This window comes from Dyadobacter diqingensis (genome assembly GCF_024220585.1).
Lineage (GTDB): Bacteria > Bacteroidota > Bacteroidia > Cytophagales > Spirosomataceae > Dyadobacter > Dyadobacter diqingensis.
On sequence record NZ_JAMXKF010000001.1, the window covers coordinates 634,860 to 652,329 of the forward strand.

Annotated in this window: 10 protein-coding genes; 6 read left to right on the forward strand and 4 right to left on the reverse strand. The window is 42.3% G+C overall.

Annotated features, from left to right (window positions below):
• Window positions 1-22 precede the first annotated feature (22 nt).
• From M1L62_RS02560 to M1L62_RS02575, 4 genes are all read left to right on the forward strand, one after another.
• A complete protein-coding gene (locus M1L62_RS02560; protein WP_254411434.1) occupies window positions 23-4,264 on the forward strand; it encodes a T9SS type A sorting domain-containing protein in 4,242 nt (1,413 codons plus the stop codon).
• Window positions 4,265-4,487: 223 nt separating this feature from the next.
• Window positions 4,488-4,994, forward strand: a complete 507-nt coding sequence (locus M1L62_RS02565; protein ID WP_254411435.1) for a GbsR/MarR family transcriptional regulator — start codon at window positions 4,488-4,490, stop codon at window positions 4,992-4,994.
• A gap of 55 nt (window positions 4,995-5,049) precedes the next feature.
• A complete protein-coding gene (locus M1L62_RS02570; protein WP_254411436.1) occupies window positions 5,050-5,877 on the forward strand; it encodes a thiol-disulfide oxidoreductase DCC family protein in 828 nt (275 codons plus the stop codon).
• A complete protein-coding gene (locus M1L62_RS02575; protein WP_254411437.1) occupies window positions 5,874-6,800 on the forward strand; it encodes a TIGR01777 family oxidoreductase in 927 nt (308 codons plus the stop codon). Before M1L62_RS02570 ends, M1L62_RS02575 begins: the two co-directional genes overlap by 4 nt.
• A gap of 135 nt (window positions 6,801-6,935) precedes the next feature.
• Here M1L62_RS02575 and M1L62_RS02580 read toward each other — a convergent pair whose 3' ends face one another.
• Window positions 6,936-7,334 carry a DoxX family protein gene (locus M1L62_RS02580; protein WP_254411438.1) on the reverse strand — a complete coding sequence of 133 codons (399 nt, stop codon included), beginning with the start codon at window positions 7,332-7,334 and terminating at the stop codon, window positions 6,936-6,938.
• A gap of 560 nt (window positions 7,335-7,894) precedes the next feature.
• Between M1L62_RS02580 and M1L62_RS02585 the strand changes: the two genes are divergently transcribed.
• Entirely contained in the window at window positions 7,895-8,815 is a 921-nt protein-coding gene (locus M1L62_RS02585) for an alpha/beta fold hydrolase (protein WP_254411439.1), read from the forward strand.
• A gap of 1,530 nt (window positions 8,816-10,345) precedes the next feature.
• Here the strand turns inward: M1L62_RS02585 and M1L62_RS02595 are convergent.
• The 3 genes from M1L62_RS02595 to M1L62_RS02605 all read right to left on the reverse strand — a co-directional run bounded on the left by M1L62_RS02595 (window position 10,346) and on the right by M1L62_RS02605 (window position 15,894).
• The gene (locus tag M1L62_RS02595) at window positions 10,346-11,674 is read right to left on the reverse strand and encodes an SWIM zinc finger family protein (protein WP_254411440.1); all 1,329 of its coding nucleotides are present in this window, start codon (window positions 11,672-11,674) and stop codon (window positions 10,346-10,348) included.
• Between the two features lie 11 nt (window positions 11,675-11,685).
• Complete coding sequence (locus M1L62_RS02600; protein WP_254411441.1) at window positions 11,686-14,790, reverse strand: DUF6493 family protein; 3,105 nt, start codon at window positions 14,788-14,790, stop codon at window positions 11,686-11,688.
• Between the two features lie 90 nt (window positions 14,791-14,880).
• The gene (locus tag M1L62_RS02605; protein WP_254411442.1) at window positions 14,881-15,894 is read right to left on the reverse strand and encodes a helix-turn-helix transcriptional regulator; all 1,014 of its coding nucleotides are present in this window, start codon (window positions 15,892-15,894) and stop codon (window positions 14,881-14,883) included.
• A 99-nt stretch (window positions 15,895-15,993) separates the two neighbouring features.
• Here M1L62_RS02605 and M1L62_RS02610 point away from each other — a divergent pair, with 99 nt between their 5' ends.
• A complete protein-coding gene (locus tag M1L62_RS02610; RefSeq protein ID WP_254411443.1) occupies window positions 15,994-17,448 on the forward strand; it encodes an RtcB family protein in 1,455 nt (484 codons plus the stop codon).
• Window positions 17,449-17,470: the final 22 nt, after the last annotated feature.

The following is a 17,470-nucleotide window of genomic DNA, read 5'->3' on the forward strand; positions in this document are numbered from 1 at the left end:
TTCTGTCTGCAATATTCAAACTATGAAGCATATTTTTCGGGCGATTCTTTTCCTGGCATACCTGTCCTACTTCGCACATGCGCAAACTCCGTCCGTTACCGTCAGCTATGCCGAGCTGGCCTGCCTGAACAACGTACATAAGATCCCGATTACCCTTTCCGGCGCATTCAATGCCGATAATAAGTTTACGGTGCAATTACGGGAATCGGCTGCATTGCCGGTTCTTAACACGTTCCCTGCCGTATTGAAAGGACAAAATATTGAAGTGATTTACGGAGATTCTTCGCTTTCCGTTTTCCCAAAATTGCAGCTCCGGATTGTTACCTCTTCTCCCAAAACAGAAAGTAACTGGATTGACTTCAAAGTTCACAGCAAAGGAATAATTAAGGTAAGTTCAGCCATTTCAGATACGGTAAACCTGGGCGAAAATTTGTTGTTGAAATTCACAACACAGAGCACAACAGAGACGGATGTAACGCTCAGCGACGGCACTCTTTTTGAAATACCACCCTATTCGCAATCCGAATTCACAACTTTTCTCCCGGTCACTGCCAGCAAAACGGAGCCTTTTTATATCAAAAATGCAACCAATTCCTGCGGTGCAATGCGTACCCTGGGCCAGGTGAGACCAGTCGCCAACCGAACCTCGGTGCGTACAAAATCTGTGAATTTCCGGAACAGCTGCGAAAACAGTGACGTCAAAATCACATTGGCGACCATAGGACCTGCATTGTCTCCCGGATCGCAATACAAAGTTCGTTTCCGGTCAGTCAGCGCATCACCCAATGCTATTCCTACAATTGCTGAATCTGCCGCTGAACTACGGGACGGCGTTATTGTAACCCGCATACCTAATCTCGGCCTTACTGCGAAACAGGATTTTAACCTGATCATTGTATCTGACGAACAGAAAATAGTAGGCGCGCCAGGAAACGTTACACTCTCCATTTATCCAAAACCCGCTGTCAGTTTTTATACGCCGAATGTGGACATCAATATCGGCGAAAAAACGCGTGTGGGAGTGATTTTCAAAGGTGTACCTCCATTTTTTGCTGAACTGGGTGATGGTTCCAGCATTACTGCGAGCTATTCCGGAGAAGTTTATCTGGAAAAAAGTCCAGACAAAACTACCACCTACGAGCTCAAAAGCATGACTTCCGGTTGTGGCGTTACGAACCTTCCGAATAAGGAAAACATGACCGTCAGTGTAAAGACCGGTATCTTCCTTGTGCCCGAATCCTATCCTAATATACTGTGCGCGGGAGCGAAGGCGAAAGTCCGTATCAGGTCTAATGGAAATATCGGTTCGAATACCACTTACATGGTTAATGCCTACTATGGGCCGTCGAAAGAATACAGGTTCCCGGCTATCCGAAACGGAGATTATCTTGAATTTACTATTCCGGAACTTCCCGCAGAAACATCGCCGGAAATGTTGTACGACGGTCTCAACAATTTGTATGTCACCTCAGAAAATCCCCGTCTCAAATCTGCGCCAAATTACACCTACCTGATCCAGAGCAAACCTCAGCTTGTCTCCAAAAGCAGCGAGTATACACTTGATGAGCCAGGGATCGTACAACTAAGTTATACTCTTTATGGAAAATGGCCTTTTACGATCGAGGATGAAAAAGGGAATTTGATTACCGTAAAAAATGACTGGTGGGCACCGGAAGTTTATCTCGATAAGACAAAGGATTTCAAGATAAAATCGATCAGCAATTCTTGTTATAAAAATGACAAGATCCCTGCAACCCGCCTCACGCTCACAAATAATACAGCGCCCGGACTGTACCTGGAACCTGTTGTTTCCCGCGTGTGCGGCACAGACAGTCTCGAAATCAATATCCTCGCACCCGGGAAATTCAGCGAAGACAATGTATTCCAGATCCAGGCTTATGCCGATTGCTGTAATTTCGCAACGTTAAAAACAGTCCGCTCAGGAGGTACTTATAAGGTTAAAATCCCGGCTAGCCAGAACGGATATATTTATCCGGTTTCAATCAAGGTTTCGTCTACAAATCCCTTCCTGAGTAGCAAGACGTACCAATTCACAGTAGATCTCCCTTTGAAAGATTTCAGGGTAAATCCCGCCGGCACCCAGTCAGTACCCGCTTTGCTGACAAATTCATCTGACCCAACGATCACATTTTCGGCCACGGGAGGCGGAGTCACTGCGTTGGTCTATTCGGATGGCAATTCCGAAAGGAAAGTTGCATTTGATGAGCCGCATAGTCTGGGGATCAAAATCGCGCCGGTTTCTGGTCAGACAACGGTTTATACATTAAAATCCATCACCAACAGTTGTGGGACCCAGCCTGCAAATCTTTCAACTTACGTAAAACTCCTTCCCTTTGAAATCAAGTTAAACGACTTTGATTTTACTATGAGCAGATTTTGCAGCGGTAATCCAATCAGTGTGCCTTTCGCAATAGAAAATGGAAAATCCGCAAATGCGACTTTTGCATTGGAACTTTCGCGGGAAGATGAGCTCAGTTACCGGACCATCGCGAGCGGCGAGAGCTCCAAGATCATCACAGCGACCATTCCTGAGGACATTTCTCAGGGTTATTACAAATTCCGGATTGTTTCCTCCGACAGAGTAGCTTCCAACTCTGTCCGGATATTCATCGGTGTAACACCAGGGGCTATCATTTCCAGCAAGCTGCCTCAGCCCATTTCCTGGAATAGCTCTGCGCCGCTCGATCTGGACCTGAATTTCACCGGTACCGAACCATGGACAGCCATTTTTGAAAATAATACCAGTCTGACCACCAATATAAATCCGGCATTACGACGTGTTACCCTAAGCGAAGGAGGTTTTTTTGAACTCAAAACAGTTTACAATGAGTGCGGTTATGGGAAAGTTTCGGGAACTGTCCTGGTTAATGTCACCGCCAGATTAGATATTTCGGCACAAAGTTATGCAGCCTGTAACGGAAAAATTTTTACAGTTGATTATCGGCTCACAGGAGACGCCGACCTTTCGTCTGACTATATTCGTTTCGAACTGATCGATCCACTCACTTCGAAAAGCATACAGCTCGATTCTACACGAACGAAGTCCGGAAAGATCGATCTAAAATTACCTGCTAACCTCACCGGTGATTTTTACAAGATTCGCTGTACCGTCAGAAAAGCAGAACTGAGTTCGCAATTCGATGTTGCGATGACGCGACCGGCTGAAATAATCCTTAGTGGAAGTACTGTTATCAATAGCGGTGAACAGACCCAGCTTGTTTTGCAAAGTGGAAGTACCATTGCGGAAACGGTAAATTACCAGCTATCCGATGGTACAAAAGGTGTTTACTATGCACCCGGCGATACATTTATCTCCGTAAGTCCTAATAAAACAACCACTTATACGATCACCTCAGTTTCAAATAGTTGCGGCGCAGGAAAAGGCACAGGCAGCGCAACGGTGGAAGTGAACCAGCCTGGCGACAAGTCCGTCAGCGTAACAGGATATTATAGTCCTGCCGCTAACTTTTGCATCGGGGATTCTATTCATGTCAATTTTACAAAAACGGGTACATTCAGCGCTGGTAATGTAATGGCAATCCAGCTTTCGGACTCAACGGGTAAAAATTTCAAATCTATCCCTACCACAGGCATTTCGTCTCCGCTACGGGCCCTGCTGCCACCTAGTCTCATACCAGGTAAATATTACCGCATACGCATTACTGCATCCGACCCAGGTACTGCAAGCGGAGCATTTCATTCACCACTTGTCACCTGGCAAAAAGCCGGTGCACAGTTCGCATCAAATGTGGTAGAGTACAGGGAAACCACCGAGCCGGTGATCGCAGTGAATTTCTCGGGCAGCGGGCCATGGCGTTATGAGTTGGGAACCGATAACAGCCAGCAGACAAGATATTCTTTAAAGTCTGTTGATTCTGTTTACATCCAGCAGGCAGCTCCCGGCCAGACGTACCGGCTTTTGAACGTTTACGGCCTATGCGGCCCGGGTACAGTAGGCGCGATCAGTACAGTGACTGTTTCGCTGATTACCAGCGAGCCCGGCACTATATTGCCGGAAATAAAAATCGGGCCCAACCCGACCCAGGATTTTTTACAGATCCGTTTCAATACTGCCTCAATCGTAAATATTATACTGCTTGATATCCGTGGTACACTGCTGATGGAGAAAAAGGTTAGAAGCAGAGACGAAAATTTTGATCTCAGAGCACTGACGCCGGGTACTTATCTACTGCAAATAGAGGGAGATGGAAAAAAATCTGTATTTCGCGTGGTGAAACGATAGTCGTATTTTGGTTCTATGCTAGTTCGACTCCGAATACAAGTGGCTCTGACGATAAGTCGGGGCCATTTTTTTGTTTTTTTTAGCGATATCCGAAAGTTTCAAATTAGCAGATTTCACCCAAACCACTCCGGAAATTAAATCAAATCTATAACACTCCAAAGTCGTCATAAAAATTAAACTTTCAATAAGTTTTGAAAGTTTAATTTTGTAGTTACCTTTGGCTATGGAATTAGCAGAAGCAAAACAAAAGTTTATCGAATCATGGGGAAAGCTTGGTTCTGAGTGGGGTATCAACCGGACGATGGCTCAGGTACATGCGTTATTACTGATCTCTCCTGCCCCTTTAACGACGGAAGAAATCATGGAAACGCTTAGTATTTCAAGAGGAAATGCCAATATGACACTCAGAGATTTAATTGGTTGGGGATTAATTGAAAAACAGCATAAGGCCGGAGAGAGAAAAGAATATTTCTATGCCGATAAAGATGCCTGGAATATTGCAAGACAGGTGGCTAAGGAAAGAAGAAAAAGAGAGCTTGATCCGGTTGTAAAGATATTAGATGAACTATCCAAAGTTGAAGGAGATATGAAGGATCCCGAATTCGCAACTTTCCACAAATCAGTGACTGACATCAATAAGCTGGCTAAAAACGTTGACAAAACCATTGAAACCATGATCAATGCGGAAGAAAACTGGTTTTGGGGCTCTATTCTAAAAATGTTCAAATGAACATTTTTTTTGATTCTAAATTTTCAAAACTTACTGAAATTTCAATATTAAAAAGATGAAAACACTACAAAATCACCTCATCCTTTTTGACGCTGAATGCCCTATGTGTCAATTGTATACGAAGGCCTTTGTTAATACCGGATTATTGGAAGAAAATGGAAGAACATCTTATCAGGAATATCCGCGTGAGGCGTGTCCAAGACTTGACTGGCAAAGAGCTGTCAATGAAATAGCTCTGATCAATCAGAAAACGGGAGAAGTATCTTATGGAATCGAAAGTCTTCTCAGAATTTGTGGTTCTGCTTTACCCGCTTTTCGGCCACTTTTCCGATTTAAACCTTTCATTTGGATCATGGCAAAACTTTACGCGTTTGTATCATACAATCGAAGAGTGATTATTCCCGCACCTGTTACGAGCCAAAGTTTCCAGTTTCAGCCAGGTTTTAAAAAACACTATCGAATGGCATATCTTATCATGAGTTGGCTCATAACCTCTTTCATTCTCTCTTCTTACGGAAAACAAATGTCTGAGATTCTGCCCAAAGCACACATTTATCGGGAATTTATAGTTTGTGGAGGACAGATATTATTTCAGGCTATCATCATGTTCTTTTACAAAAGAGAAAAGATCTGGGATTATCTTGGAAACCTAATGACTATTTCTCTTGGTGGCGCCCTTCTGTTATTACCTGTTTTGCTTTTAGGGCGCTGGATAAATCTGGGTACCGATTTGCATTTTATCTGGTTTCTTTCCGTTGTGACCCTGATGCTTTTTGAACACCTGCGCAGAACCAAGCTTTTACAGTTAGGTTATTTGATGACATTCACCTGGGTATTTTACCGGATCGTTATTCTGATTTTTCTTTTTTTAACAGCATTATGAAATATAGAAAAATAATCCTCGCCGGAGGTAACGGTTACCTCGGCAATGTTTTAGTTGACTACTATAAACCTTTCACGGAAGAGATTATAATTCTGAGCCGGTCTGGTAAGGGTGTAGACGGAAATGTGAAAACAATTCTTTGGGATGCCATTACATCCGGTGAATGGGAAAACAATTTAGAGGGAGCGGACATGCTCATAAATCTTTGCGGCAAAAATGTCAATTGCCGATATACTGCTAAAAACCGAAAAGATATTATTGATTCGAGAGTAATCCCGACACAACTTCTTGGGAAAGCAATTGAAAAATCCAAAATACCGCCAAAGCTTTGGATCAACGTAACCTCAGCAACCATATACCGGCATGCGGAAGATCGTCCGCAGGATGAACAGATGGGAGAAATTGGTTATGGTTTTTCAATTGATGTTTGCAGAAAATGGGAAGAAACATTCTTTCAGGCAAATACCCCATTTACCCGAAAAGTGGCATTACGAATGGGGATTGTCCTTGGCAATAGCGATGGAGTGTTTCCGCGGTTGCTGAATCTTGTAAAATTGGGTCTCGGCGGAAAGCAGGGAGATGGCCAACAATACGTTTCCTGGGTCCATGAACAAGATGCAGCGAAATGCACAGATTGGTTAATGCAGCAGCAAGATATCAATGGCATTGTTAACTGCACTGCACCTGAACCAGTTAAAAATACATATCTGATGAGCTGCATAAGAAAATATTACGGAATTCCCTTTGGATTACCCGCGCCTACCTGGCTTTTGGAAATAGGCGCTGTCATGATAGGCACCGAAACAGAATTGATCCTAAAGAGTCGTTGGGTAGTTCCAACACGCCTTGTTGAAAATCAGTACAAATTTATTTTCCCAAAACTGGAACACGCAGTAAAGGATATTTTAAGTATAAGAATTTGATTATTAAAGTTAGCGTTATTTTGTAGCCTGAACCGAACCTCCGTGAACAATCATAAAAGTTCGGTTCAGGCTATTAGGATTTACGTTAGCACGATTAATGTAAAACCAACCAGAGGCATCAAAAATTAGACCTTCTCAAAGACCTATCCCAAACACCGGATGTATTTTGCGGAACAAGATGTAGGTAGTCAGCACCATAACGAAGGCCACGATGGGCGCTATACATTCTGACAAGCCGACCACGCTGTATCCTGAGGTGAATGCAAAAATAATATCGAAAAAAAGTCCGGCAAAAACCCATTCTTTTAACCACAGAACTTTATTAGGAATCAATAACACCAGAACACCTGCCAGCTTCGCTATACCCAGCACGATGATAAAATGAGGAGGATAACCAAGTGCTATTGTTTTATCCCACACGACAGGATTTTTTGTGATTTCAAAAAAACCGCTGGCCGTAAACCACAATGAAGTAAGTAAAATACCAATCCAGTAAGCAATTTGTTGTGTTTTTTGCGATTGTACCGTTGTCATAACTAATGTTGTTTATAGTGTTTTAACTGGTGCAAAGGTGCGTTACCCGCAAGAAAACCGTTAGTCTGAAAGGGTGGAAGTGGACAAGAAGGGAGGCAAATAAGGCAATCCGGGGCCTGAAACAGTTTATTGCTTCAAAATCATCATATCCACAAAGATATTTAACCTCACAGACAACAAACAAAATAAACCACCCCTTCCCTTTATCCGGCCGTAATCGTCCAATCTGCACCTGGGTTCTTAAAAATTTCCCTGCTGTCATTCTCAGGTTTAAAAATGTCGGTTTCCATACCCATTTCGTCCACTTTAAGTATTTGTCAGTTCTGCCGGGGACAACCCAGAGATAGTTTTGACAAAAATCTAAAACTTAAAACTGATGAAAAACAAACACCACCGAATCCGCGCCCATGACTTTCCTCACAGGGTTACTTTCAAATCATCGATGCCGGACAGAAATCTTTATACAGGAATCTGACCCGGTCAAAATTATTCTTAAACATATCTTTAAAACCGCCTGAAAGAAGTCAATGTCTTCATATGGCCATTCAAAAATCTCAACAATGAAACATATTGCATTATTAGCCATGCTGGCTGCCGCCACTATCTCGTGCAAGGATGATGTAACTCCTGCACAAACCGAGACAACAGTCGAATATCATCAGACAGCAGCCACTCAATTTATCGAAACAGGAGGAAGCAAGTATGCTTACCGCGTTCTGGGCACGCAAAGCGACATCCCGCTGATCCTGTTGTCATCATTAGGAAGTTCAATGGATGACTGGGATCCAGCAATTACGAACGGGCTTGCACAAAAACACAAGGTCATAATCTTTGACAATAAAGGCGTCGGTTCTTCAACCGGGAAAACCCCGAATAATATTGCCGATATGGCCAAAGATGCGGTCAGTTTTATCAAGGCGTTGGGTTACAACAAGGTTAACTTAGCAGGATTTTCAATGGGAAGTTTTGTCATTCAACAAATAGCCCTTACAGAACCGACGCTGATCAACAAGATCATACTCACCGGAACCGGCCCAAAAGGAAGTGAAGGATTGATAAACCTGCCCAATTTGCTCGCCGCTACTGTTAACCTAAGCGCTGAGGATGCATTTTTATATTTTGGATTTACAAAATCCACCGAAAGCAAAAACGCAGGAAAACTATCTTACCAGAGAATTCAAAAACGAAATATAAACCGGGATTTACCCCTAAGCAGTGAGAGTGGCACGGCGCAACTGGGAGCAGTTTTGGCCTGGGCACAACCCTACCCGAACGCACTCAACGAGCTTAAAACCATTACACAACCGACATTGATCGTTCAAGGAGAAAACGATATCCCCGTTCCTCAGGTCAATGCGGTTAATATGTCAAAGAATATTCCAAAAGCCAATCTGGTTATCTACCCTGACGCTGGTCACGCAGCCATATTCCAGAAACCCGATCTGTTTGTGCAGCAAGCGAGTGAGTTTTTAGACAAATAAATTCCAAAGCCCCTCCGTGCAACAAAGTATGGAGGGGCTTTGACTTTGCTACATAATTTCAGAATAATTATTAGCTAAAAATCAGGCCTCATTTGACGATTTTAGGACTTCTACTCCTGAGCAACGCTAGCTGGATTTATGTCAGACACGGCCGGACCTGATGCAACGGATTCCGCAATATCAACTGGCAAATTATCTTGGAATAAAACCGCAGTCATTAAGTCATATCCGACAAAGGTTAGTCGATCATTCGAAGTGAATTTTTGATTTTTGCCCGTTGTATAGATTGTGGTACAAGCACGAAACGTTTCTACGGAACGTAACTCCGTTTCTTCAACCCGTGCTACCCACCAAGCGTCCCACAGGGACGTTATGTTAGCAAAAATCCACTTGAACTCCATCAATCATTCATCCCACGAAATATTTCGTCGACGGTAAATTACATCAAACACCTCCCCACGAACACGCCTCCATCCACACACCCATTACTCGTCGCACACAACATTTTATCAATAAAATTACATAGAGCACATTCCACCCGAAACATCACTCCTTTCCGTCCGCTCACGCTCATTCCTCGTCCCGAAGGGACGTTTCGTCGGTAGCAAACAAAACCTAGTCACGATCAAAGTCGTTCCGTAGGAACGTTTCGTGAAATGCAACAAAAAAACATCTCCCCGCAAACCATTACACACCTCACCACCAGAATCCTTGTTTTAGATGAATAGCGCCAGGTGGGAGCGTTAATACACCAGATTAAAATTCCATCCCTCATTCGCACTATCGATGGAAAACTATTGCAAACAAATTTCTCCGAAATCTATCGGCATCCAGCACACACCCTAAAAATTTCCCTATCCACACACACCCTCTCATCCGTCGTCCCAAAGGGACGTCTCGTCGGTAGCAAAACAGGGCTAGGCGCCATCAAAGTCGTTCCGAAGGAACGTTTCAAAAGACAACCTGATTCACTTTTTTAACTTAGTGAACGAATCTGAGTCTACACCCACCATAACTTTGCCGTTAAACTAAAGATCAAACTTATTCTCTACTGGACTATCCATGACAATTTCCCCTCTTTATGCTCTACGAGCGTTACTTATGGAAAGGCTTGTACACAACATTACACGCAGACGGATTTCGACAAAAATACCGGAACGAAGAGAATGAAAAAGTACAAAACGGATTTCCATTATTCACTGCGCTGAGAATTGGCTAGCATGTAAAATTATTCAAAAACAGATTCTTTATTGAACCTTCCGTCGCTTGCACGTACTGGCCAATCAACACAAACGTTCCCGCTTTGTTTGCCAAGTTCGAAAATAAACGGCCAAATTATTTCCTATTTGAGCCGGGATTTCATTTTGAAATTTTAACTCTTAAATTGATCAAAAGGAGAATCCCTGATTGTGTTTAGGTGGATAAAGTCTGTTTTTTTCCTTTACACCTCTGCTTTTAGTTTTTTATTCTCTTTAAAAAAGTCCAGTTTTTCCATAGCGGGGGTTCTTTAACTAACAAATATGTCTCAAATCAGATAATCATTTTCACTGCCAGAATATGTTTGCAAACACCTCTTTTCCCCTGGTACGACGTATACCATTCACAGGTACATCTGGCATTATCATTGACAATAACAACTTTGTGAAAAACCCCAGCCCCTTTGACTTTTGCTTCTACATAATCAGGTCTTTGTTGAAGTATCTCAATATCTTCATTGTCAATTAATTTTTTTGCATTTTTCAACCTGGGATTGAGACTTACTATTCGCTCTGTTTTAAAAGGCAATCTCCTGTAAAAATGCTGGTTTTCCCGCAAATCAAAGCCTAATAAGCCCATAGAGGACAAACTCGCAGTTAACGTATCCATTGTAGAAAAAGCAACGTCATTTTCTATTGAAAGTAAAGTCGGATCAAATACTTCATTGGCTTTTAGTAAACTATTTAAGCCATAAATATATCCGTCAGGAAGCTGTTCAACCATATTTTCAAGTACTTTCCCTTCTCCTGAAAAACCTCTGGCGGCATTTGGCGAAAATGCCATCATCAAATTCATTTTCCCGAAATTAGCTACTAACGCACACGTCTCCTGATCAGCAGATTGATATATTTCCAGACTATCAACCAATGGCAATAGACCATCCAACAATCTTAATCGATGCGCCCCTCCTATTCGCACAGATCCGCCAAGTGCCCATGGTGAAAACATAAATTTTCCGGCCCTGTATGTTATATAGAAATCCCCCTTGGCGACACCCTTGGGAATTGCCTGAAAAAGCTGAATGGTCTGGAGTTTGTTTAAGTCAAAAACCTTCTGCATATCAGCAAGATAAAGCTGAACGCTGGCTAATCCTTTGATCCATCGCGGTGGCAATGTTATTTTTTTCTCAATAACTTTTTTCTTTTCAGTGGCAATCCTCACATCATTTTGCCCTACCGCCAAAACAACCTTTTCACTTCGTTGAATTGCATTAAGTGCATTAAGCATGGGCTCATTAAAGTCCACATTGGTGGTACCACTTGCAATAAATTCCCCATCGACAGATTCTGGCTTCATGTCCAGCCGCACATAAACGCCATTACATGAAGAAAATCCTTCAAAACGAAGTCTCTCAGCACCGGCAGAAATAATGGGATCTCTCAGATGAGCCGGAATCGGGCCAAAACTCGAACGGACTACTTTTGCAATTGTTGTCCAGCATTTTGCTGTTAAATAAGGATCGACCAGGCTCCCCCAGAAAAAACATGGAATATTATTTACGTCTTCAATTTCGGCCTGATGCTCTAATACAACTTTGTTAACTCCCCGTTCCTTTTGCAGTACGGAGATATTTTTATAACCATATTCTAAATCTTCGGACATCGCTATACGGGTTAAATACTTTGAATTTGCCTTAAAACGGGTCTTATCGCATTATAGTCTTTCCAAGCCAGAAAGCTCTCCAAGACCCGATCGTCAGGTTTTGATCTGGTTTTCATTAGTAAATCAAGATAAAGTTCCAGTAACCTTTTAAAATTCACCGGCAGCTTATCTTTCCCGGCAAAATTCAAAATAACAGCATCCAATAGTATGATTATGGCGGAATTATGTAGAGAGGAAACATCTCTGATTATTGAAAGAACATCTGTAAAACGCTGAACAGGACCGTAATTTTCGGAAATCAGGTATGCCACTTTCTCACCCAACGCTGTAACATCAATTTTTCTGTACTTAATCAGATAAATCAATATTTCGGAAGCATAGGATCTTGTTTTTGAATTTTTACAAAACATGGAACAGGCTAAAACGAGCAGAGAAGTTTCTGTAAAAATAAACTCCGGCTGAGCAGACACGTACAGAAATCCATTCAACTCCTCCGACCCGCTTTCTGTATTTTTACAACTGGATTTCAAGAGCATCGTTGCTAATGCCTGGTCGTTTTGCGGCATCAGGCTATGCCAGTACAAGACATCGCCATGCGATAACAAAAAGCCATAATAATAATTACTTTTCCGCTCATAAACATCCAGGCTATACAGCAAGTTGTGAGGCGTTGACAGTTCTGATTGTGGAAGTGTCACCGACAATTCTCTAAACTCATAGTGCTGTATTTCCTGGGTCAAATAGTTTTTATACTCATTGCGTTTTGTTACAAGCTTAGCGTCCGGTACAAACGGGTGAGAAACATTGGGAAGATTTACCAGAGAGGTACCGTCAAATGCAGTAAATTTCCTGTCCGGATAAAATGTACGCGCGGCGACTGCCCAAATCGCCTGATTTTTTAACTTTTCAGACTTTGAAATAGAAAATATTTTGCTAAAAAAGGTGTCTTGTTTTAGTTCAATATGATCACTCCCCCCTAATGCAAACGTCATCAGACGAGCCTTATCTTTTTCGAGATTTTTGCAAAGTTGCAAAGCTTCCTCGGTATTTTCCCGTGGCATCCGGCTGATAGCTATGGTAAAGTCAAGTGGATCAGCTTCCCATCCAACATTTTGATATTCCAGTAAACGTTGCACCAAAACTACCGGATCAACCCAATGAGGAGTATGGGTTGGAAAAGACAATAACGGCAAAACCGATTTTGCTGTAATTTTTCTTTGTGCTTCAAACAGAATTTCTTTTGTCAAATTAATAACCTTCGAATCACGATAACTTATGGGATCAGGGTTATATATACCATCCTTTCCTTCAATAATGTGCGCCAGCATTCCCGAAATTACGTTTTTATTGTTAGCCCCAAAATAGGTTTTTTGAAGCTGATTACTATAAACCCGCATTTGTTCCATGGCATCTGCCGGGAAAAGACTTTGCTGGGTAATAAAAGCGTTAACCAGCTTCTCCCCTTCAATAACTTCCTGGGAGCTTATGAAAATGCCAAATTGAAAGAGAATTTCGTTCCAGTCTTTAAAAGGCACAACCTTTCTGTTATCTCTCAAAAATTGGTGTTTTTGTAATACAAATGAATAGTTTCCGTCCGGTTCCACAGTATCTGGAGTTTCAACCTTCAGAAATGCTCCTATCAATACTGCAACATTTCCCTGCATTTGCGGAAGATACATTTCAAGCTTTTCCGCGACAGAAGTATCAAGTTCACCACTTACTTTTTCGAAAGTCTTATAAGCTCTTTCCTGTAAAGTCAGATCCGCAATTACAAACACATCCGCGACCAGATAGCTTATTTTCTGCTTAAACTCCGGTTGGGTTTTAATTATTTTATCAAAAATTCCAAGTAACGTCCTGATCCCTCCTTTACAATCCCCACGCATCATGACTGGTTCAACCCAGTCAAAAAAATCTTGCAAATTGAAGTCCTTCTCCTGACAAATATTTTTGATTACATCAATTCCAAAATTTACAACAGCATTCAAGGGCGAGTGAAGGAAGTGAAAAATTATATTTTGGAAAAGTAACAATTCTTCGACAGTTGGTTTTGCGTCGGCAAACCTTTTCCTGAAAAAAGAACGCAGATTAGAATTCCATTCTTTGGTTTGAATCAGCAGACAATTCTCAATATAGAATAGCCTGTCTATTTTGTTTTCGTTTAACAATCTGTTAAAAACGATCTCCCAAAGAACCAGACCATTGTATTTATTCGTTGCCGGATCTTCGAAGGATTGATTTTGTAACGATGTCTCGTAGTTAAAAAGCTCGGGAATATCACGTATACAAGCCGTTTCATCATGAAGCAGGTATTTAATATAGTCCAACACCCCAGAATGAAACCCACGGTTCCATCCTTTGAACATCACCATCGTTCTGGTAAAAAGCTCAGGATCACAAACAATAATCCCTTCCTTTTCGAGTAACCTGAGTGCCTCATAGGGCACAGAGAGCCATTCATTTTTCTTTACTTTGTCCAGCAGAAATGAGTTGATCCAGGATGGTTTTGCCCAAGTTATCAGGTCATAAACAGGTCTTTCCTCCAACCGGCCAAAACAATTAATCGCTTCATCCCAGGAAGCAATTTCCTTTTGATTAAACAAAGCAATAGCGCTGAGCACTATAATGTCTTTTTGTGCTTCGGTCGCTCTCATTCCCCACCTGCTTCCCGAAGTGAGCATATCTTTAATTACATTATCTTCTGTCAGATCAATATACGAAAGCCAGTACACCTTCGCTTTCCTGATATGTTTTTTTAATTCTGCGGTATGTCCTTTGGTTCTGTTTTTCAAAAACGGCAGAAGACCTGCGAGATTAGTTTCTTGGATCAGTTCCGTGTATTCGTTTAAAACCATTTGCAGATCAGATTGTTTTGGACTGATCGGTTTCAACTCCTGAGGTTGTGCCTGCCCATCTTCCAAATAACCTTTCCTGATTTTTTCTGCAATTAATTTTTCGGCTTCAAGCAGGCACTTGTTGTCATCAATAAAAGTTTTCGTCTGGCTTTGTCCTGTTGTTCCATTTCTGCCATAAGTTACGGTAAAAGAAGGGCCTGAAACTTCTATTTCCCAGAATTTATCAGAGGATTCACTTGTGTATTCGAGATGTCTTTTCATGTAGAGGGTTTACAATTTTAACAAAGATTCCAACCGCCAACCCAGATTTGCAATCCGCATTTATCTGGCTCAGCGTTCACAACGCAATTCTCAATCATAATATTTCAAAGCCTCCCGCAACTGCTCTGCGATGCGCTTTCTCACGTTTCTTGGTGACAAAACCTTGATCCTAGCGCCAAAACCAAGAAGCTCCCGCTCCAATTCAAAATTGGGAATGACTTTGATACTAAAAATTACTTCATCCACATCCTCTTTGAGCACTTTTTGAGACGCATGCAATGGTTTTGTAATTACATAAGGGGCTGTTTTATGATCCATTGAAAACACAACGTGAACATCGCGCTGCCCAAGGTTTTTAGTCACACCAATCACATCGGAATAATAGGTCGAAAGGTCAATTTTTTCATTTTCCCGATAAGTCTCTTCCGCATCTTCCTGCAATGTCTGAAAACGGTCAAGCGCCAATGTCAGGATCGGGGCATGGCTCTGATGTGATTCACCCAACACGAACCAGCGGTTTCTGTATTCCTTCAAAAGATAAGGGCTAAAACAAAACGTACTGGCTTGCCGGGCCTTAAACGACTGATAGGTGATACAAAGCACCATTTTGGAAACAATTGCTTTCCGGATTCCCTCAATAAATTCCAGACCTTTCAGATTATCGTTTTTTTCAAAATCGACAACCGGCGTACTCTGCGTTTTTTGTACATAAATTTTGTCTTCCAGCTTGCTGACCATTTCTGTCAGATCGGCGAAATGACTGAATCCTTTAAATTGTTTTAACAAAGCAGACACTTCGCCAAGCACTTTCATATCCTGATGACTCAATGGAATATTGGTAATGCTGTAATTTTTATCGGCGTAGGTATAAAATTTCTTGTCCACAACGATAATCGGCGCTTCATAACCCAATTTATCGCTGCGCATCATTTCAATATCTGCCTGCACCGACCGGCGGCTCACACCTTTATCAATCCCTTCAAATTCGTAGAGTGCATCCGAACAAGCCAGAATAAGGTCGTCAAGTGTCCATTGGCGAAACCTGTTCTGAAGACAGTTATCAATCGTCCGGTAACGGATCAGCGCGTTGCGGTTTACAGGCATGAAGATTATTTTTTTGAAAAAATATAAAAATAATCTCAACTACGCAAAAAGACTGCGCAGTTACACTTTTGCTTTGTAATGTCAAACAAGATAAATGTCATGGAAAAAGAAAAAATAAGCAATGGTATGTTAGGCGCGCTGGGAATCAATGATCTGGACTTACTGATCGATTTTAGCCGTGTTGCCAATGGACTGCTGCAACACGAAGTCATGAACAAAGAAACCATCATGGCTAATCTGGAAGCATTGATTGAAGACCCGATGCCCTATTCCTTAAAGCGTAATGGAAAATTTAAAAATTTAGCGGATAAAATCATTGCCCTCAGAAAAGAAGGAAAATTCATAAAACAGCCCAGAACGGTGCAACAGCTAAAAAAAGAGATGGCAGACTTCCCGGTTTTTGGTCCGGAGCATATTGAAGTTGGCGCATTGGCACAAATGAAAACTGCAATCCAGCTGCCCATTTCGGTTGCCGGTGCATTAATGCCGGATGCGCACCAGGGATATGGCTTGCCGATTGGCGGTGTGCTGGCAACGAGAGCGGATACAATCATTCCGTACGCAGTGGGCGTGGATATCGCATGCCGTATGTGTCTGAGTATTTTCGACTTGCCTGCCGAAATGGTGGATAAAGAAAATCATAAGTTAAAAACATTACTTCTTGATCACACACATTTTGGAATGGGATGTACAACAAAAGTACATCACGATACAACGCTCTTTGACCGGCCGGAATGGAATTTGGTTAAAACCGTCAAGACGTTGAAAGATAAGGCTTATGCTCAGCTTGGCACATCGGGGACGGGGAACCATTTTGTGGAATGGGGCGAGCTGTCCATTGCTGAGAACGCATTGAACGGCATACCGGCGGGTAACTATCTGGCGCTGTTGTCACATTCAGGATCGAGAGGTTTTGGAGGTACTATTGCCAATACTTATTCTACGATTGCGATGCAGAAAACGCTTCTTCCAAAGGAAGCAAAACATCTGGCATGGCTGGATTTAAATACGGATGAAGGACAGGAATACTGGCTGGCGATGAATCTGGCGGGAGATTACGCCTCGGCAAACCATCACGAGATTCATAACAAAATTGCAAAAGCGTTGAACATAAACCCCGTCATGCGGATTGAAAATCACCACAATTTTGCCTGGAAAGAAAAACTGGCAGACGGAACGGACGTAATGGTGCACAGAAAAGGAGCGACGCCGGCCGGAAAAGGTATTCTGGGAATTATTCCGGGGTCTATGAGCACGCCGGGGTTCGTGGTAAAAGGGAAAGGCGAAATCACTTCGATCAATTCCGCTGCACACGGTGCTGGCAGGTTAATGAGCAGAAGTGCGGCATTCAAAACCATTAATAAAGCAGAAGTTGCGCAAAATCTTTTAGACAAACGGATAACATTGATTGGCTCCGGACTGGATGAAGCCCCGATGGTCTACAAGGATATCCATGCGGTGATGGCAGCGCAAACGGATCTGGTTGAGGTGATTGCCCGCTTTCAGCCAAGAATTGTGAGGATGGCCGATCCCAAAGAAAAAGCCGAAGACTGAAAATAATTTCAATCTACGCAGA